At 72.7% G+C, this 18,126-nt stretch carries 16 protein-coding genes and 1 pseudogene; 10 read left to right on the top strand and 7 right to left on the bottom strand.

Annotated elements, in window-relative coordinates; genetic code table 11:
• The 4 genes from EOE48_RS27740 to EOE48_RS27725 form a co-directional block, all read left to right on the top strand.
• On the top strand, window positions 1-898 hold an 898-nt coding region (locus tag EOE48_RS27740; RefSeq protein WP_127734117.1), incomplete at its 5' end, for a tetratricopeptide repeat protein.
• Between the two features lie 160 nt (window positions 899-1,058).
• Window positions 1,059-1,550 (top strand): cytochrome c maturation protein CcmE, encoded by a 492-nt coding sequence (gene ccmE, locus EOE48_RS27735; RefSeq protein ID WP_127734116.1) that lies wholly within the window; start codon window positions 1,059-1,061, stop codon window positions 1,548-1,550.
• A gap of 127 nt (window positions 1,551-1,677) precedes the next feature.
• Window positions 1,678-3,669, top strand: coding sequence for a heme lyase CcmF/NrfE family subunit (locus EOE48_RS27730; RefSeq protein WP_127734115.1), 1,992 nt, complete (start codon window positions 1,678-1,680; stop codon window positions 3,667-3,669).
• Between the two features lie 5 nt (window positions 3,670-3,674).
• Window positions 3,675-4,127, top strand: coding sequence for a cytochrome c-type biogenesis protein (locus EOE48_RS27725; RefSeq protein WP_127734114.1), 453 nt, complete (start codon window positions 3,675-3,677; stop codon window positions 4,125-4,127).
• A 189-nt stretch (window positions 4,128-4,316) separates the two neighbouring features.
• On the opposite strand, the gene EOE48_RS27720 is transcribed toward EOE48_RS27725, so the two are convergent.
• Window positions 4,317-5,495 (bottom strand): GGDEF domain-containing protein, encoded by a 1,179-nt coding sequence (locus EOE48_RS27720; protein WP_127734113.1) that lies wholly within the window; start codon window positions 5,493-5,495, stop codon window positions 4,317-4,319.
• A gap of 350 nt (window positions 5,496-5,845) precedes the next feature.
• On the opposite strand from EOE48_RS27720, the gene EOE48_RS27715 reads away from it, so the two are divergent.
• Window positions 5,846-6,448, top strand: a complete 603-nt coding sequence (locus tag EOE48_RS27715) for a PilZ domain-containing protein (RefSeq protein WP_246155005.1) — start codon at window positions 5,846-5,848, stop codon at window positions 6,446-6,448.
• Between the two features lie 146 nt (window positions 6,449-6,594).
• The gene (locus EOE48_RS27710; RefSeq protein ID WP_127734118.1) at window positions 6,595-7,932 is read left to right on the top strand and encodes a hemolysin family protein; all 1,338 of its coding nucleotides are present in this window, start codon (window positions 6,595-6,597) and stop codon (window positions 7,930-7,932) included.
• A gap of 110 nt (window positions 7,933-8,042) precedes the next feature.
• On the opposite strand, the gene EOE48_RS27705 is transcribed toward EOE48_RS27710, so the two are convergent.
• Complete coding sequence (locus EOE48_RS27705; RefSeq protein WP_127734112.1) at window positions 8,043-8,279, bottom strand: hypothetical protein; 237 nt, start codon at window positions 8,277-8,279, stop codon at window positions 8,043-8,045.
• Window positions 8,280-8,360: 81 nt separating this feature from the next.
• Here EOE48_RS27705 and EOE48_RS27700 point away from each other — a divergent pair, with 81 nt between their 5' ends.
• Both EOE48_RS27700 and EOE48_RS27695 read left to right on the top strand, forming a co-directional pair.
• Window positions 8,361-9,527 carry an adenylate/guanylate cyclase domain-containing protein gene (locus EOE48_RS27700; protein WP_127734111.1) on the top strand — a complete coding sequence of 389 codons (1,167 nt, stop codon included), beginning with the start codon at window positions 8,361-8,363 and terminating at the stop codon, window positions 9,525-9,527.
• Between the two features lie 503 nt (window positions 9,528-10,030).
• Window positions 10,031-10,471: a Ros/MucR family transcriptional regulator gene (locus EOE48_RS27695; RefSeq protein WP_127734110.1), complete on the top strand. Its 441-nt coding sequence runs from the start codon at window positions 10,031-10,033 to the stop codon at window positions 10,469-10,471.
• 24 nt (window positions 10,472-10,495) lie between these two features.
• Here EOE48_RS27695 and EOE48_RS27690 read toward each other — a convergent pair whose 3' ends face one another.
• A complete protein-coding gene (locus EOE48_RS27690; RefSeq protein ID WP_127734109.1) occupies window positions 10,496-11,284 on the bottom strand; it encodes a DUF1194 domain-containing protein in 789 nt (262 codons plus the stop codon).
• A gap of 270 nt (window positions 11,285-11,554) precedes the next feature.
• Here EOE48_RS27690 and EOE48_RS27685 point away from each other — a divergent pair, with 270 nt between their 5' ends.
• Window positions 11,555-12,322, top strand: a complete 768-nt coding sequence (locus EOE48_RS27685) for a restriction endonuclease (RefSeq protein WP_127734108.1) — start codon at window positions 11,555-11,557, stop codon at window positions 12,320-12,322.
• Between the two features lie 45 nt (window positions 12,323-12,367).
• Here the strand turns inward: EOE48_RS27685 and EOE48_RS27680 are convergent, their stop codons facing one another.
• From EOE48_RS27680 to EOE48_RS27670, 3 genes are all read right to left on the bottom strand, one after another.
• The gene (locus EOE48_RS27680; protein WP_246155002.1) at window positions 12,368-13,843 is read right to left on the bottom strand and encodes a methyl-accepting chemotaxis protein; all 1,476 of its coding nucleotides are present in this window, start codon (window positions 13,841-13,843) and stop codon (window positions 12,368-12,370) included.
• A 267-nt stretch (window positions 13,844-14,110) separates the two neighbouring features.
• Entirely contained in the window at window positions 14,111-14,821 is a 711-nt protein-coding gene (pdeM, locus tag EOE48_RS27675; protein ID WP_127734106.1) for a ligase-associated DNA damage response endonuclease PdeM, read from the bottom strand.
• Between the two features lie 15 nt (window positions 14,822-14,836).
• Window positions 14,837-17,323 carry a ligase-associated DNA damage response DEXH box helicase gene (locus EOE48_RS27670; RefSeq protein ID WP_246154999.1) on the bottom strand — a complete coding sequence of 829 codons (2,487 nt, stop codon included), beginning with the start codon at window positions 17,321-17,323 and terminating at the stop codon, window positions 14,837-14,839.
• Between the two features lie 148 nt (window positions 17,324-17,471).
• Between EOE48_RS27670 and arfB the strand changes: the two genes are divergently transcribed.
• On the top strand, window positions 17,472-17,897 hold the full coding sequence (gene arfB / locus EOE48_RS27665; protein WP_127734104.1) for an alternative ribosome rescue aminoacyl-tRNA hydrolase ArfB: 426 nt from the start codon (window positions 17,472-17,474) through the stop codon (window positions 17,895-17,897).
• 9 nt (window positions 17,898-17,906) lie between these two features.
• On the opposite strand, the pseudogene EOE48_RS29455 reads toward arfB, so the two are convergent.
• Window positions 17,907-18,126, bottom strand: a pseudogene (locus EOE48_RS29455) (hypothetical protein); the annotation flags it as partial.

Genomic DNA, 18,126 nt, shown 5'->3' with positions numbered 1-18,126 from the left:
GGCGGCCCGCGGGCTGCTGCGGGCGAGCGGCGGCGGCGCCGGCGACGCCCCGGCGGGCGGCGAGCCGACCCTGCGGCACCGGCGCGCCGCCTCGGCCTTCGCGCTCTCGACCGTCCCGCTGCTGGCGCTGCTCGTCTACGGCCTGTTCGGGTCGCCGGACCTGCCCGGGCAGCCGCAGGCGGCGCGGGTCGCCGCCGCCCGGGGCGAGGCCGGCGACCTCGCCGGCGCGGTCGCGCGCATCGAGGCCCATCTCGCCCGCAGCCCCGACGACGGCCGCGGCTGGGAGGTGCTGGCCCCGGTCTATCTCCGCGTCGGACGCACTGACGACGCGGTGAAGGCCTACGAGGCGGCCCTGCGCCTGCTCGGCGACAATGCCGTCCGGCTGTCCGATTACGGCGAGGCCGTGGTCACCGCCGGCGACGGCGTGGTGTCGGACAAGGCCCGGGCCGCGTTCGAGAAGGCGCTCGGCCTCGACCCCAAGGCGGTCAAGGCGCGGTTCTACCTCGCCCGGGCGGCCGAGCAGGACGGCGACCGCACGCTCGCGCGCACCCGCTACGCCGAGATCGAGGCGAGTTCGCCCCCCGACGCGCCCTGGCTGCCGGCCGTGCGCAACAGCCTCGCCCGCCTCGACGGCCGCACCCCGCCCGCCGGGCCGCCGGGCCTGAGCGAGGAGCAGGCGAGCGCGGTCCGCGGCATGGTCGAGGGCCTCGACCGGCGCCTCGCCGGCCAGGGCGGCAGCCCGGAGGAGTGGGGCCGGCTGGTGCGCGCCTACGCGGTGATGGGCGACCGGCCGCGGGCGCAGGACGCCCTCGCCCGGGCCCGCGCCGCCCTCGGCCCCGACCCGGCCAGGCTCGCGCCGGTCGAGGACGTGGCCCGCGAGGCCGGCCTCGTCCCCTGACCGGCCGCGGCCGGGAGTCCAGTTCCGTTCCGCAACGTTGTCCTCTACACGTGCGAGGCTCGATCGATGGGCGCCGAGACGCCCGCGAGACCAGGAGGCCGCCCTTGACGACGCCACGCCCGGCCCGCCGCGCCGGACTCCGCGCCGGGACGATCCGGCCATGACGCGCCGTCGTCGCCGCCTCGTGCTCATCGCCGTGTGCGGCAGCGTGCTCGCCGTGGCGCTCGGGCTGGTGCTCTCGGCGATGCGCGACACCATCGTGTTCTTCCGCTCCCCGACCGACGTCGCCAACCACGTCGTGGCGCCCGGCACCCGTTTCCGCCTCGGCGGGCTGGTCGAGGCCGGCTCGCTGCAGAAGGGCGCCGACAACCGGGTCGACTTCGCCGTCACCGATACCGGCTCGACCGTGAAGGTGCGCTACCAGGGCCTGCTGCCGGACCTGTTTCGCGAAGGGCAGGGCGTGGTCACGGAGGGCGTGCTGGAGCCCGGCGGCGTGTTCCGGGCCGACACCGTGCTCGCCAAGCACGACGAGACATACATGCCGCGGGAGGTCGCCGACGCCCTCAAGGCGCAGGGGCGCTGGCAGGAAGGCGCCGGCAAGGACGCCGGAGGGCCGAGGCCCGCCACCCTGGGCCCGCGCAGCGAGCGCTGATCGCGCCGCCCTGCCGCGGGGTATTCCGCCATGCGGCGGAAGGTCTTGGCGGCCCGCCCCGAGAACCCGTCTAGGATGGCGCCGGAGCCGACCCGCGCCCCGCGCTTCCCGAGAAAGGCCGCATCCCGTGCTGATCGAGGCTGGTCACTACGCCCTCGCCCTCGCCCTGGCGCTGTCGCTGGTCCAGATGGTGATGCCGGTCTGGGCCGCTCGGGCGGGCGATGCCGGCCTGCGCGACGTCACCTCGGCGGCGGCGCTCGCCGCCTGCCTGTGCGTGGCCGCCGCCTTCGGCGCCCTAACCTGGGCCCACGTCGTGTCGGACTTCTCGGTCCAGAACGTCGTCGAGAACTCCCACTCGATGAAGCCGATGATCTACAAGATCTCCGGCGTCTGGGGGAACCACGAGGGCTCGATGCTGCTCTGGGTCCTGATCCTGGTGCTGTTCGGCGCCGTGGTCGCCCTCGCCCGCAAGTCCGTGCCGGCGACGCTGCGCGCCAACACGCTGGGGGTGCAGGGCAGCGTCACCTTCGTGTTCCTGCTGTTCATCCTCACCACCTCCAATCCCTTCGCCCGGCTCAGCCCGGCGCCGATGGAGGGGCGCGACCTCAACCCGATCCTCCAGGATCCCGGCCTCGCGATCCACCCGCCGCTGCTCTACCTCGGCTATGTCGGCTTCTCGATCACCTTCGCGTTCGCGGTCGCGGCCCTGATCGAGGGCCGCATCGACGCCGCCTGGGCCCGGGCGGTGCGGCCCTGGACCCTCGTCGCGTGGTGCTTCCTCACGGTCGGGATCGCCATGGGCTCGTACTGGGCCTATTACGAGCTCGGCTGGGGCGGCTGGTGGTTCTGGGACCCGGTCGAGAACGCCTCGCTGATGCCCTGGCTCGCCGGCACCGCCCTCGTCCACTCGACGGTGGTGATGGAGAAGCGCGACGCGCTCAAGGTCTGGACGGTGCTGCTCGCCATCCTGACCTTCTCGCTGTCGCTGCTCGGCACCTTCCTGGTGCGCTCGGGCGTGCTGACCTCGGTCCACACCTTCGCCACCGACCCGGCCCGCGGCACGTTCATCCTCGGCATCCTGATCCTGTTCATCGGCGGCTCGTTCGCGCTCTACGCGTGGCGCGCGCCGATGCTGCGCCAGGGCGGGCTGTTCGCCCCGATCTCGCGCGAGGGGGCGCTGGTCCTCAACAACCTCTTCCTCTCGGCGGCCTGCGCCACGGTCTTCGTCGGCACGCTGTACCCGCTGGCGCTGGAATCGCTCACCGGCGAGAAGATCTCGGTCGGCGCGCCGTTCTTCAACCTCACCTTCGTGCCGCTGGTGGTGCCGCTGCTGCTGCTGGTCCCGTTCGGCCAGACGCTCGCCTGGAAGCGCGGCGACCTCGCGGCGGCCGGCCAGCGCCTGCTCGCGGCGCTGGGGCTCGGCCTCGTCGTCGGCCTCGCCGTGGCGGCGGCGACCTGGGGCGGGCCGGTCGCGGCCCCCCTCGGCATCGGCCTCGGCGCCTACCTCGTCCTCGGCGCCGCGCTCGAGATCGCGACCCGGGCGCGCGGGCGCACCGTCGGCCTGTCCCTGCGCCGGGCCGCCGGCCTGCCGCGCTCGGCCTGGGGCACGGCGTTCGCCCATGCCGGCGTCGGCATCACGGTGCTCGGCATCGCCGCCCAGGCCTGGAGCGTCGAATCCCTCGCTACCGTCTCCCGCGGCGGGACGCTCCGCGCCGGCCCCTACGTCGCGACGCTCGACGGCGTGCTGCCCCGCACCGGCCCGAACTACACCGAGACCGTCGCCCGCCTGACCATCCGCGACCGCGACGGCGGCATCGTCGGCCATATCGAGCCCGGCCGCCGGTTCTACAGCGCCCGCAACATGGCGGTGAGCGAGGCCGGCCTCCTCACCCTCGGGGCGAGCCAAGTCTATGCCAGCGTCGGCGAGTCGGGCAGCGACGGCAGCCTCGGCCTGCGGCTGTACTACAAGCCGCTGGTGCTGCTGATCTGGATCGGCGCCGTGGTGATGGCGCTGGGCGGGGGGCTGTCGCTCACCGACCGGCGCTTCCGCGTCGGCGTCCCGGCCGTGCGGGCGCGGGCGCCGGCCGAGGCCGCGATGAAGCCGGTGCCGGCGGAGTGAGCCCGATGCGCCGGCCCGCCGCCCTCGCCGCGCTGCTGCTGCTCGCCGTCCCGGCCGCGGCGGTGCAGCCCGACGAGGTGATGAAGGATCCCGCCCTGGAGTCGCGCGCCCGCGACATCTCGGCGGGCCTGCGCTGCCTCGTGTGCCAGAACCAGTCGATCGACGATTCCGACGCGCCGCTCGCCCGCGACCTGCGGCTGATCGTGCGCGAGCGCCTGCGCCAGGGCGACAGCGACGGGGCGGTGGTCGATTACGTCGTCGGGCGCTACGGCGAGTTCGTGCTGCTGCGGCCGGTCCTGTCCTGGCACACCGCGCTGCTGTGGCTCACCCCGCTCTTGGTCCTGGCGCTCGGCGCGCTCGGCCTGTGGCGGCGGGCGCGCCGGCCGGCCCCGGTGCGGACGGCCACCCTGTCGCCGGCCGAGCAGGCGGCGGTGGACGATCTGCTGCGGCGGGAGTGATACGGTTTTCGGACGATTCGTTCCGGAAACCGTATCACAAGCCCGCGCGGTGGAGCCGAAGGCTCCACACGCATGAGCGAAGCCGATGTCCGCATCGCGAAGCGATCCCAAAGGGATCGCCGAGCGATCGGTCGGACATCGTAGGAGGGCGGTCGGGCCGGACGACGTCCGCACCCGATGCGGGGACGGCTACACGGACCCGACCTTGATCCGGGCTCCCCGACGGGTGGCAGGGCCGGCGGCCTCCTCCTCGGCCCAGACCACGCGGTCGCGCCCGAGATCCTTCGCCCGGTACAGGGCGCGGTCGGCCCGGCGCATCAGCGCGTCGAAGTCGCGGCCGGTGGCGGCCCCGATGCTCACCGTGACGGCGAAGCCCGGCAGGGCGGCCGGGCGCATCAGCGCGGTCGAGCGGCGGATCGCCTCCGCCACCTGCCGTGCCCGGGCGCGGTCGGTGCCCGGCAGCAGGCAGGCGAACTCCTCGCCGCCGAGGCGGCCGAGGATCCCGTCCTGCGGCAGCAGGGCCCGGGCGGCGGTGCAGAACCCGACCAGCACCGCGTCGCCGACGCCGTGGCCCCAGGTGTCGTTGATCCGCTTGAAGTGGTCGAGGTCGAGCAGCAGCAGCGTCGCCTCGCCGCGACGGAACTGGGCGGCGGCCCAGCTCTGGAGCGCGCGCCGGTTGGCGACGCCGGTGAGCGCGTCGGTGTCGGCCGCGCGGCGCTGCTCCAGTTCCAGCCGCTCCTTGCCCAGCGCGACGAACAGGAACGCCACCGCCACGGTGTACAGGATGGCGAGGAAGCACAGGAGCGCGAGCATCGGGGTCGGCGCCGGCTGCGTCCCCATCCCGACCGGAAACGCGAGGGCGAGCGGGATCCGCACCCCGTACAGGGCGCCCTCGCTCGCCAGCAGGGCCGCCGCCGGGCCGCGCGACGGCAGCCGCTCGGCCCGCCCGCGCCACGTCTCCCGGGCCGCGAGTGCGCAATAGGCGCCGGCGAGGCCCGACGCCAGCACGACGCGGGCGGTCATCGACCCGTAGAAGGCCGGCACGAGGCAGGCGCCGCACCACAGGGCGGCCCCGGCGAGGGTCGCCCCGGTCCGCGCCGGCCGGCCGTCGAACGAGCGGGTGGCGCTCCAGATCAGCCCGTAGGCGGCGAGCACGAGGGCGTTGGCGACCCCGATCGAGATCCAGTCGGCGATGAGGCCGCGGGCGCAGAGCAGCGCCGAGCCGACGGCGCCGAGCAGATGCGCCGCGCCGAGGATCGCGAGGGCCCGCGTCCGCCGGCCCTGGTTCCACGAGAACAGGAACAGCAGGCCGACGATCAGCGTGACGAAGACGCTCACCACCATCAGCGTCGGAACGTCGAGGGCCATCCGGGATCCGCGTCACTGCCTCGCCTGCGGACTCGTCCCGCCGCGCCTGATTAGGCGCTCGGGTCCCGGCAGGAAAGGGAGCGGCCCAGGGCAATCGGGTTTCACCCGATGGCCCTGGGGAGCGGCCGGTCCGGCGCCGCCCTAACGGAAGGCCGTGACGTCGCGGGCCGCTGCCGCCGCGCGAGACGAGGAGAAGGACAGTCCCGCCAGGCAGGATCCCGGTCGTCGTGTTCGCGCCGCCTGCACTTTGGAGCCGCAAATACCGGCCGTTAACATCCCGCGCCGATAGTCGGAGGCGAACCGGATCGCGGCGGCGGGATCCCGGATCGTCCAGGGAGGCGAAGGGCGCGATGGTGAAGGCCGCGACGATGCAGATCGATCCGCCGCCGGGCGAGCAGGCGCCGCGCACGCCCCTGCGCATCAACGGCCGCTGCCTGTTCGCCGACGGCGAGGAACATGCCTGCCAGACCCGGGAGATCGCCCTCGACGAGGCGGTGCTGACCGCGCCGGTCTCGGGCCGGCCCGGCGAACCGGTGACGCTCTACCTCGACAACGTCGGGGCACTGACGGGGACGATCGTCGCGACGGCGCCGGACGGCTTCCGGCTGCGGATCGAGGTCAACGCCGAGCGGCGCGCCCGCATCGCGGCGCGCCTCGACTGGGTCGCGGCCCGGGCGGAGGGCGGGGTCGAGCAGCGCAGCGACGTCCGGATCGTGCCGACCGTCACCGACGTGCAGGTGCGCCTGCCCGACGGCACCCACGTCCCCGGATCGATCGTCGACATGTCGATGACCGGCATCGCGCTCGCGGTTCCGGTGCAGCCGCCGGTCGGCAGTCAGGTCACGATCGGCAAGCGCTTCGCCACCGTGGTGCGCCACCTCGACGGCGGCTTCGCGGCGGCGTTCAAGCTGCCGTTCCGGCCCGAGACGTTCAGCCAGCACGCCACGCCCTGAGCCGCGCCGGGGAGGATTTCCGCCGGGCCGTCCGGCTCCCGCCGATCTCCCGCATGCGGCGGATAGCCGGGCGGGGGGAAGACTTGCTATGAGTGGGCGAGGCCGCCTCCCCCGGGGAGGCGGCCGTTTCGCGCCACGGGGAGGCGGTGATTTTTTCCGACGGTCCTTGGGGAACGGCCTTAGGCCTGTTCGCCATCGTATTCCTGGTCTTCGCCAACGGGTTCTTCGTCGCGGCGGAATTCGCCCTCGTGGCGGTGCGGCGCAGCCGGGTCCAGGAACTGGTCGCCGAGAGGCGCATGAACGCGACCGCGCTGCAGAGGGCGACCGACCACCTCGACGCCCACCTCGCCGCGACGCAGCTCGGGATCACGATCTCGTCGCTCGCCCTCGGCTGGGTCGGCGAGCCCGCCCTCGCCCACCTGATCGAGCCGCTCCTGGGCTGGCTGCCCCCCCTGATGGGCAACATCGGCGCCCACGCGCTCGCGGTGGTGATCTCGTTCTTCATCATCACGGCGATGCACATCGTGCTCGGCGAACTGGCGCCCAAGAGCCTCGCGCTCCAGCGCAGCGAGCGCACCGCCCTCGTGATCGTGCGGCCGCTGAGCGTGTTCCTGCTGGTGTTCCGCCCGGCGATCCTGTTCCTCAACGGGCTCGGCAACGGGGTGCTGCGCCTGTGCGGCCTCCAGCCCGGCTCGGGCGAGGGCTCGCTGCACTCTCCGGCCGAGCTGAACCTGCTGGTGGCGGCGAGCCAGGAGGCCGGGCTGATCCAGGAGGCGCAGCAGGAGGCGGTCGCGCGCATCCTCGGGATCGGCGAGCGGCGGATCCGGGACATCATGACCCCGCGCCACGAGGTCGACTGGATCGACGTCGACGACCCGCGCGAGGCGATCCTCGACACGGTGCGGACCTGCCGCCACGAGCAACTGGTGGTCAGCCGCGGCGAGATCCACGAGATCCTCGGCGTCCTGCGCAAGCAGGACATCCTCAACCAGCTCCTCGAAGGGGCGCCGATCGACGTCAACGCGGTCATCCGCGAGCCGATCGTGGTTCACGAGGGCATGGCGATCCTGCGGGTGCTGGAGACCTTCAAGGCCAAGCCGGTCCGCATGGCGATCGTCGTCGACGAGTACGGCAACCTCGAGGGCATCGTCACCCAGACCGACCTGCTCGAGGCCATCGCGGGCGACATCCCGGACGCCGAGGACGACGAGCCGATGGTGGTGGAGCGCGCCGACGGCTCGCTCCTCGTCGACGGGATGATGCCGGCGGTCGACGCCTTCGAGCGCCTCGGCATCACCGAGCGGCCGGAGACCGACGACTTCTCGACCTTCGCCGGCTTCGTGATCTCGCGGCTCGGCCGCATCCCGAGCGCCGGCGACGCCTTCGACCAGAACGGCTGGCGCTTCGAGGTCGTCGACATGGACGGGCGCCGGGTCGACAAGGTCCTGGTCGAGCGGGTGAGCGCCGCCGACGCGACGGGCTGACCGCGGCCCGGGCGGCCGCTCGCGGCCGCCCGGGCATGGCGTCATGCGATTTCCGGTCGATCGCTCGGCGATTCCTCGGGATCGCTTCGCGATGCGGAAACCGGTTTCGTTCAGTCGCAGCGCTCGCTGCGCACGGTCTTGGTGTCGCCGAACTCGTTCGTCTTCTTGACGGTCTTCGACTCGCAGCCGCCGACGGAGCCGGTGGACTCGACCGAGCGCCGCTCGATCGTCGTCGTGCGCTCGGCCTCGGGCGCGTCGCGGCGGATCACGGTGACGTCCTGCGCGAAGGCCGACGGGATGCCGACGAGGGCGGCGAAAGCGGCGGCGGCGACGAGACGGGTGCGCATGGGTGTCCCTCCTGGGTTGGGTGGGTTGAGCGTCAAGCCTGCTCAAACGCCCAGGTTGAACGACCGGTTCCGGCGCCGGCGATGACCCGAAAACCGCCCCAATCTGCGCCGATCCCTCGCTGGCGCCGCCCGTTGCAGGATCGCCGGTGCAGGACGGGAGACCAGAGCGCGGTGAGACGACCGGTCCCCCAGCACGTCTGGTTCTGGGTCGCGATCCTGGCGCTCAGCGCCGGCTCCGGCGTCCTCTACGACGTCCTGTTCAACAACGGCATCCCGCTCGCCGCCGCGATCTACGGCTTCTGCATCGGCGCGAGCGCGCTCGCCCTCGAACGCGGCGCCCTGGCGCCCGGCGTCCAGGCCCGCCTGCGCCGGCTCCCGACCCTGCTCTACGTGCCGATCGCCGAGATCGCCTATGTCGGGATGATCGCCCTCGGCTACGCCACCGGCGGCCTGTTCGTCTGGACGCTCGGCCTGAACGGCGAGACCTTCGCCACCTCGGTCATGCCGTCGCCGCGGGTACTGGTCTACGCCCTGGTCGTGTCGGCGATGCTGGTCTTCGTGGTGCGGATGCGCGACCTGATCGGGGCCGAGATCTTCGTCAACCTGATGATCGGCCGCTATCACCGGCCGGTGGAGGAGGAGCGGATCTTCCTCTTCGTCGACGTCGTCGGCTCGACCGCCTACGCCGAGACCCACGGCGACCTCAAGGCCCAGGCCTATCTCGGGGCGGTGTTCGCCACCATCGCCGAGCCGGTGCGGCGCTGCCAGGGCTCCACCGACGACTTCGTCGGCGACATGGCGCTCGTCACCTGGCCGATGGCCCGGGGGCTCAAGGAGGCGCGCTGCGTCGCCTGCATCTTCGCCATCCGCGAGAGCCTCGCGCGGGACGCCGACGCCTGGATCCAGCGCTTCGGCACCGTGCCGGAGATCCGCGCCGCCCTGCACGGCGGCTCGGTCGTCGCCGCCGAGGTCGGGGTCGACCGCCACAAGATCGCGTATTTCGGCGACGCCGTGAACGTCACTGCGCGCCTCGAGGCCCTGTGCCGGACCCTGGACGCGCCGAACCTCATCTCCGCCGACCTCCTCGCCCGGCTCGACCGCCTGCCGGCCGGCATCCGCGCCCGCCCGCTCGGCGTCCATCCGGTCCGCGGCCGCGACCGGACCCTGGCGGTGGCGGCCCTCGAGGCCGAGTCAGACTACGTGGCCGCGCGGAGCCCGCCGGTCCTCGCCGCCGTGCCGTCCGCCTGATGCGACGCGTCCCCGGCGTCCCGGGCACCCCTCGGCAGCCGATGCGGGTATAAGAAACAATCGGCAACGTAGCGTAGAATTTCGCCCGCGGCCGTGGCGGATCGGCCGCGGCAGCGTTTTCGCGCTCCGCGCGCTGCTGCGGCGCAGCAAACGGCGCGGGCTGTGCTTCCCCTGTTGTGCGTGGTCCGGCCCGGATGCGCATCAGAACAGCACCGGATCGACCTGAAACGACGCATCCGTTATTTCAATCTATATGGGGTCTGTCGCCGTGATCTTGCGGGTCAGATACCAGTATCCCTACCAGTATGACCGAATTCGGATCTGCGTCAGCCGCGGCGAGAACGGACTTTTTGTACGAAAGCCATGAGCGGAAACCACTCAAAGCCTTGAAATGGGCTCGAGCGTGCAATAATTTGGCGCACAAGACGAACAACAGCCGCGCTGCGTTGGCGGCACCGTCGAATGAACTCAGAGTCCACGAGCGTTGTCAGCAGAGGATCGTCATGGAGGAGGAAAGCGTTGGGCAGGTCGACTACGTGGGACTCGCCGCGGATATCGTGTCGGCCTTCGTCAGCAATAATTCGGTCCCGGTCGGCGAACTTCCGAGCCTGATCAGCTCGGTACACGCAGCGCTCTCGACGCTCAATGCGGGTGGCGACATCGAAAGGCCGGAAGCACAGGTTCCGGCTGTTCCGATCAAACGGTCGATCCAGCCCGACTACCTCGTCTGCCTCGAGGATGGTAAGAAATTCAAGTCGCTCAAGAGGTATCTTCGGACACGATACGGAATCTCTCCGGAGCAGTATCGGGCGAAGTGGAACCTCCCACCCGATTATCCGATGGTGGCTCCGAACTACGCTGCCGCCCGCTCGGAGCTTGCCAAGACCATGGGGCTCGGACAGCAGCGGCGCAAGAGCATCGGCGGTCGGGCCCAGCATTCCTGAGGCCGATCCCGGCCGGATCCCGCCTCAGTCCCAGTCGACGGCCGGGCGCTCGCCGGCGAAGCAGTTGCCGCGCGGCTCCGCCTGGGCCGGACGCACCAGCGGGGCGGGCTCGCGGCCCGCGACCTCCCGGATGATCTTGGTGCGGATCGCGGCGGCGAACTGCTCGCGCTCGCGCACCGGCACCATGAAGCTGCCGCTGCCGCCGATCACGCAGTCGCGGTAGTACAGATCGAGGTCCTTGATGTCCCAGGGTCCGCTCGGCTCGCGGATCATCAGGGGCAGGCCGTTGATGGTGATGCCCTGCGCCACCGCGTCGTCGCGGGCCTTGGTCACCGACCGGCCCTGGTTGTTGGGGCCGTCCCCCGAGACGTCGATGACCCGGCGCAGCGGCTCGAACCCGGACTTGGCGAGCAGGCCGACCGAGAAGTCGATCGCGCTGGCGATCGAGGTCCAGGTCGAGCGGCGCGGCGGGCTGTCGGCGAGCTGGTCGGCGAAGGCGTTGGCCTCGGCCGGTCCCGCGATCACCGTCCACGGCACCACGATCCGCTGGTTGCCCATCCCCGCCCACTCGACGTAGGTGACGGCGATGCGGCCGACGAGCCCCTGGCGGATCGCCTGCTGCACCGCGGGCGAGCGGAACGCCTCGACGTAGCCCCCGCGCTGGATCGACTGCTCGTCCGAGGTCATCGACAGCGACACGTCGACCGCGAGCACGAGGGCGACGTCGACCTCCGTCGCCGGCTCGGCCGCGCCGGCGGGAACGGGGCCCGCGAGCCACAGGACGACCAACAGCGCGCCGAACCGTGATCCCATCGCGGCCTCCCGAGCAGGTGCTTGTCGAAAGAGTGCCCGCGCTCTTGCGAGAAGGACCCACGCCCGGCCCGGCTCCCCGGCGGACACGCGCGCAGGATCAACCCGGGCGGGTGCCCTGCGCAAGCCGCGACGGCTGCGCTGTTACGCCACCCGCGGCCGGGGCGATCCGCGAACTCCGCTGTGGATCGGGCGATCCGCGGCCGTCGCGACCGGAGCCCGTTTACCCTCGAGGCAAGGCCGCCTGCGAGGGTGCGGTGAGGAAAGGAAGCCATGGCCGCGCCGCCCAGCATCGCCGATCGCCTGTTCTGGCCCGTGGTCCTCGGCGGAGCGGCGAGCCTCTGGTTCGGGCCGCGGGCCCTCGCGGCCGCCGGCGCGGTCGTGGCCGTGATCCTGCTCCACCGCCTCGGCCGCGGCCGGCGCTTCCGCCGGCTGGTGCGGGCGATCGCCGCGCATCACGGCGAGACCCTGGCGCTGCGCCGGCGGCAGGAATGCTACCTCGACCCCTACGACAACCTCATCGCCGACGGCTGGCTGCGGGAGCGCGACTACTTCGTCGCGCGCACCGTGGCGCCGCGCCTCGAGAGGGCCGGCTACGGCGACCTGCTCGCGTCGCGCCGGGACGAGGTCCTGGCGATCGTCGAGGAGGCCGCGAGCCGGCCCGAGCCGGAGCCGGCCGAGGCGGACCTGCCCGACGACGGCATCGCCTACGAGCGCTTCTGCGCCGCCCTGCTGGAGCGCGCCGGCTGGCACGCCCGCGCCACCCGGGCGAGCGGGGACCAGGGCGCCGACGTCATCGCCGAGTGCGACGGGACGCGCCTCGTCGTGCAGTGCAAGCGCTACGCCCGGCCGGTGGGCAACGGGGCGGTGCAGGAGGTGGTGGCGGCCCGCAGCTACTGGAGCGCCGATCTCGCCGCGGTCGTGTCCAATGCCGGCTTCACGCCCTCGGCCCGCAAGCTCGCGGCGGCGACCGACGTCCGGCTGCTCCACCACGACGACCTCGCGACGCTGGCGCCGCGCCCGTCCGACCGGCGCCGGTGAGCGCCGGCGGTCCGGGCCGCGGGCCGCGCAGTTCGGCTCCCGCCCTCAGGCGATCGCGCGCGACGCCGTCTTGACCTCGCGCACCGAGGCGTCGATGTCGCCGACCGAGCGGGCGATCGCCTCCATGCTGCGGTTCACGGTCTCGACCGCGCCCGCGGTGGTCTGCATGCTGTGGGCGATCTCGGAGGTCACCGCCGATTGCTGCTCGATCGCGCTGGCGATGTTGGCCGAGCTGACGTTGACCTGCCGGATCGTCTCGGTGATCGCCGCCAGGGAGGCGACGGCCGACCCCGTGGTCTCGCGCACCGCGTCGACCTGACCGTTGATCTCCTCGGTCGCGGTGGCGGTCTGGCTGGCGAGCGCCTTGACCTCGGCGGCGACGACGGCGAAGCCGCGTCCGGCCTCGCCGGCCCGCGCCGCCTCGATGGTGGCGTTGAGCGCCAGAAGATTGGTCTGGCTGGCGATGGTGCGGATCAGCCCGACCACGTCGCCGATCCGCTCCGCCGCGGTGGTCAGCCCGGCGATGATGCCGTTGGCCTCGTCGGACCGCACCACCGCCTCCTCGGCCAGCGACTTGGCCGAGGCGATCGTCCGGCTGATCTCGCGGATCGAGGCGGCGAATTCCTCGGCGCCGGCGGCGACGGCCTGCACGGTGCCGGAGGTGGTCGAGGCCGCCTGGGCCGTCGTCACGGTCTGGGACGACACGTCCGACACCGCCTGGGTGATGGTGCCGAGATCGTGGTCGATCCGGCGGTGGGCGGCCTCGCGCTGGAGCCGCCGCGACACCTGCGCGGTGACGTCGGTCGCGAACTTGACCACGCCGTGCGGCCGTCCGCTGGCGTCGAGGATCGGGTTGTAGGTCGCCTGGATCCAGACCTCGCGCCCGTCCTTGCCGATGCGCTTGAACTCGCCCGACTGGAACTCGCCGCGGTTGAGGCCGTCCCAGAACGCCCGGTAGGCGGGGGAGCCGTGCTGGTCGGGCTCGACGAACAGGCTGTGATGGCGGCCCTCGATCTCGTCGGCCCGGTAGCCGAGCGCGGTCAGGAAGTTGGCGTTCGCTCCCAGGATCTTGCCGGTCAGGTCGAAGTGGATGACCGCCTGCGACCGGTTGATCGCGTCGATCTGCCCCTGGATCGCGGCCTCCTGCAGCTTGAGCGCGGTGACGTCGGTGGCGACCTTCATCACCCGCACGGGCTTGCCGCCGCGCCCGAGCACCGGGTTGTAGGAGCCCTGGATCCAGACCTCCCGCCCGCCATTGCCGATGCGCCGGAACTCCCCCGAGCGGAACTCGCCCCGGTTCAGGGCCGCCCAGAACTCGCCGTAGGCCGGCGTGCTCCGCTCCTGCTCGGCGACGAAGATGCCATGGTGGCGTCCGACGACCTCGCCGAGCTCGTAGCCGACGACCGCGAGGAAGTTGGCGTTGGCATCGAGGATCGTCCCGCCGAGGTCGAATTCGATGATCGCCTGGGACTGGCCGAGCGCGGCCAGTTTGGCCGATGTTCCACGGTCAAAGAATGCCACGTCGCTCCTCCTCGGCGGCAATCCCGGAAAGCAGGGGCGCCCGGGGTCTGTCCCGACGAGGTTGTGCCGACGAGACGTGAAGGAACGACTAAGCTGAACGATGACGCTGCAGTCCGCGATAACTGGCAATGTCGACGCCACTCTATCGTTCGGCATAGGCCGGTGGCGACAGTCGAGAGTGGCGCAGATTTGCAAGGGATCGGGCCCCACGGAAAATATTCAACTTCTGGTAGTATCGTGACGCCCGGCTTCTCGTTCCGCGTCGGCTCAGTCGCGGGCGAGCGTCGCCCGCCCGATGGCGAAGACCCGTCCGTCGCCGAGCAGGTGCGCGGTGCAGCCGTCGGGGAAGAGGCCGTCGAAGACCGGGCTGCGCAGGTTGAGCCCGCCGGTGAGGGACCCGAAGGCCGGCATCACCAGCCTGCACGCGTCGGCGGCGAAGCAGCGCCGGCGCACGGAGCGGCCGCGCATCGCGACCTTGCCGACCGGGTGCAGGTGCCCGGCGATCTCGCGGGTGGCGCCCGGTACGGGCTCGTGCTTCAGGGTGAGGCCGCCGATCGTCAGGCTGTCGGCGAAGCGGCCGCCGATCCCGTCCTGCACCGCCCGGTCGTGGTTGCCGTTGATCCAGACCCAGTCGCGGCCGTCCTGGAGGGCCGCGATCAGGGCGTGGTCGGCCGGGTCCATCCGGCCCGGTCCGCCGGCATCGTGGAACGAGTCGCCGAGCGCCACCACCCGGGCCGGGTCGTGGCGGGCGATGACCTCGTGCAGGGACGCCAGGGTGTCCCGGGTGTCGTAGGGCGGCAGGAACTGGCCCGAGCGCGCCGCGAAGGACGAGCCCTTCTCCAGGTGGAGGTCCGACACCACCAGGGTCCGGTGCGCCGGGAGCCACAGCGCCCCCGACAGGTCGAGGCTCAGGTCCTCTCCCGCCAGCGTCACCATCGGGTTCTTCTGGGTCTTCTCCAGCCTGATTGCCGTCGCCACGTCGCGTCGCCTGTCTCACGGGGGAGGGGGCGAGCCCAGCGCCTCGTCGATGAGCGCCGCCTCGGCCTCGGCCAGGATCTCGTCGGCCCCCTCGCCGTAGACGCGCTCGCGCCCGATCTCGAGCATCACGTTGACGGAGAGGGGAGAGACCCGGGGCAAAGCCTCGTGGATGATTCGCCCCCGGATGCGCGACAGCATCATGCCGAGGCGGCGCACGTCGAGGAGTCCGGTTGCCGCATCCTGGCGCGCGGCCCGCAGCAGCAGGTGGTCGGGCTGGTGCCGGCGCAGCACGTCGTAGATCAGGTCGGTCGAGATCGTGACCTGCCGCCCGGATTTCCTCTGGCCGGGATGGCGCCGCTCGATCAGCCCGGCGATGACCGCGCATTGCCGGAAGGTGCGCTTCATCATCGCCGATTCGGCGAGCCAGTCCTCGAGGTCGTCGCCGAGCATGTCCTCGGAAAACAGCGCGTCGAGGACGCCCGGATGCTCCTGCATGTGCTGCGACAGGTCGCGGGCGCAGAAGATCGCGAGGCCGTAATCGTTGGCGGCGAAGCCGAGCGGCCGCAGCCGCGCCCGCTCCAGCCGGCGGGTCAGCAGCATGCCGAGGGTCTGGTGGGCCAGCCGCCCCTCGAACGGGAAGCAGGTGAGGTAGTAGCGGCCCGCCCGCGGGAAGGTCTCGACCAGGAGGTCGTCCGGGCCGGGCAGCCGCGAGCGCCGGCGCTGCTCGGCGAGGTAGCCGGCGACCTGGGCCGGCAGCCGGTCCCAGCCGGACGGATCGGCGATCAGCGCCCGCACCCGGGCGGCGAGGAAGGTCGAGAGCGGGAACTTCGCGCCGGCGTAGCTCGGGATCGCCGGGTCGCTGCCGGGCGGCCCGCGGGTGACCAGGGCCTCGTCCTCCTTCAGCCCCTCGAACCGCAGCACCTCGCCGGCGAACAGGAAGGTGTCGCCCGGCGTCAGCGTCTCGGCGAAGTCCTCCTCGATCTCGCCGAGGCGCCGCCCGCCCGCCGGCAGCAGCGTGCCGGGCTTGCCGCGCACCCCCCGGGCCATCCGCACCGTCACGGTGGCGGCCTCGATGATCGTGCCGATGTTCATGCGGTATTGCTGCGCCGTGCGGGCGTCGCGCACCCGCCACAACCCGTCGGATCCGCGCAGGATCTTGGCGAAGCGCTCGTAGGCGCGCAGCGCGTAGCCGCCCGTCGCGACGTAGTCGACCACCGCCTCGTACTCGGCGTAGTCGAGCCCGGCATAGGGCGCGGCCGAGCGCACCTCGTCGTAGAGGTCGGCGAGGTCGAACGGGCCGGCGCAGGCCATGCCGAGCACGTGCTGGGCGAGCACGTCGGGGGCGCCGATGCGCGGATCGGGCGTGTCCTGCGCCGCCGCCTCGACGGCGTCGAGGGCGGCGCGGCATTCGAGCATCTCGAACCGGTTGGCCGGGACCAGATAGGCCTTCGACGGCTCGTCCATCCGGTGGTTGGCGCGGCCGATGCGCTGCATGATCCGGCTCGCGCCCTTCGGCGCGCCGATATTGACCACGAGGTCGACGTCGCCCCAGTCGATGCCGAGGTCGAGAGTCGCGGTGCAGACCACCGCCCGCAGGGTGCCGGCCGCCATCGCGGCCTCGACCCGGCGGCGCTGGGTCGCGTCGAGCGACCCGTGGTGGAGCGCGATGGCGAGCCCGTCCTCGTTGAGGTTCCACAATTCCTGGAAGGTGTACTCGGCCTGGAGCCGGGTGTTGACGAAGACCAGGACCAGCCGGTGCTCGCGGATCAGCCGGTAGATCGCCGGCATCGATTGCCACGCGGTGTGGCCGGCGAGCGGCAGCGTGCGCCCGACGTCGAGCATCCGCAGGTCCGGCCGGGCGCCGCCCTCGACCACGATGAGATCGGCGAGCGCCGGTTCGGGCTGCTGCGGCACGAGGTAGCGTTGCAGCGCCTCGGGCTCGCGCACCGTCGCCGACAGGCCGGTCGCGCGGAGCCCGGGCGCCAGCCGGTGCAGCCGCGCGAGGCCGAGCGCCAGCAGGTCGCCGCGCTTCGAGGTGACGAGGGCGTGCAACTCGTCGAGCACCACCCGCTTGAGGCCGGAGAACAGCTCGGCGGCCTCGCGGTGGGCGATCAGCAGGGCGAGCTGCTCGGGCGTGGTCAGCAGGATGTCGGGCGGGCGGGCGATCTGGCGCGTGCGCTTGTGCGACGGCGTGTCGCCGGTGCGGGTCTCCACCCGCAGGCCGAGGCCCATCTCGGCCACCGGCGCGTCGAGGTTGCGGGCGATGTCGACCGCGAGCGCCTTCAGGGGCGAGACGTATAGGGTGTGCAGGCCGGACCGGGCCGGATTTTTCTCCGCGAGATCCACGAGGGTCGGCAGGAAGCCCGCCAGGGTCTTGCCGGCCCCGGTCGGCGCCACCAGCAGCGCCGAGCGCCCGGCCTGCGCCGTCGCGAGCAGGTCGAGCTGGTGCGGCCGCGGGGCCCAGCCGCGCGAGGCGAACCAGCGGCGGAAGGCGGGCGGCAAGGGGCCGTGGTCGGGGAGGCGGTCGGACACCGCCGGACAAGTAGGGCGCGGACGGTCCGGGCTGGAGGCCCGGCCTTGCGTCGCGGCGGCCGGCGCGTCATCTCGGCCGGGTCGGGGCCGCTGGGCACGCGATCATCATGGGACGGGCATGGGACTGGAATGCACGCCGTCGATCACGATCGACGAGGCGGAGCTGGAGGAGAGCTTCGTGCGCGCCTCCGGCCCCGGCGGCCAGAACGTCAACAAGCTCTCGACCGCGGTGCAGCTGCGCTTCGACGTGCGCCGCTCGCCCTCGCTGCCGAACGCCGTGGCGATCCGCCTGATGAAGCTCGCCGGTCGCCGCCTCACCGGCGACGGAGTGCTGGTCATCACCGCCCAGACCCACCGGACCCAGGAGCGCAACCGGGCCGAGGCCCGCGAGCGCCTCGCCGACCTCGTGCGCGAGGCCGCGGTGCCGCCGGTGCCGCGCCGCCCGACCCGCCCGACCCTGGCCTCGAAGAAGCGCCGCCTGGAGGCCAAGGGCCAGCGCAGCGCCACCAAGCGGCTGCGCGGCGACCGGCCCGGGTCGGAGTGAGCCTTCGGCTCAGAAGTTCTTCGGGAAATTCACCACCGCGTCGCCGACGGCGTCGACGGTCTCGCGGATCGCACGGCCGGCCGGGGCGAGATCGGGGATCGGCACGCCGAGGAACCGGGTCGGCTCCTCCGGCCGGGCCGGCTCCGGCGCGACCGGCGCGGGGGGCTGGGCCGCCGCCGTGCGCTGGCGCGCCTCGGCCCCGTCCGGCCGGTCGCGGCGCGCGAGCGGG

The organism is Methylobacterium oryzihabitans (genome assembly GCF_004004555.2).
Lineage (GTDB): Bacteria > Pseudomonadota > Alphaproteobacteria > Rhizobiales > Beijerinckiaceae > Methylobacterium > Methylobacterium oryzihabitans.
This window is presented reverse-complemented; position numbering and strand designations above follow the sequence as displayed.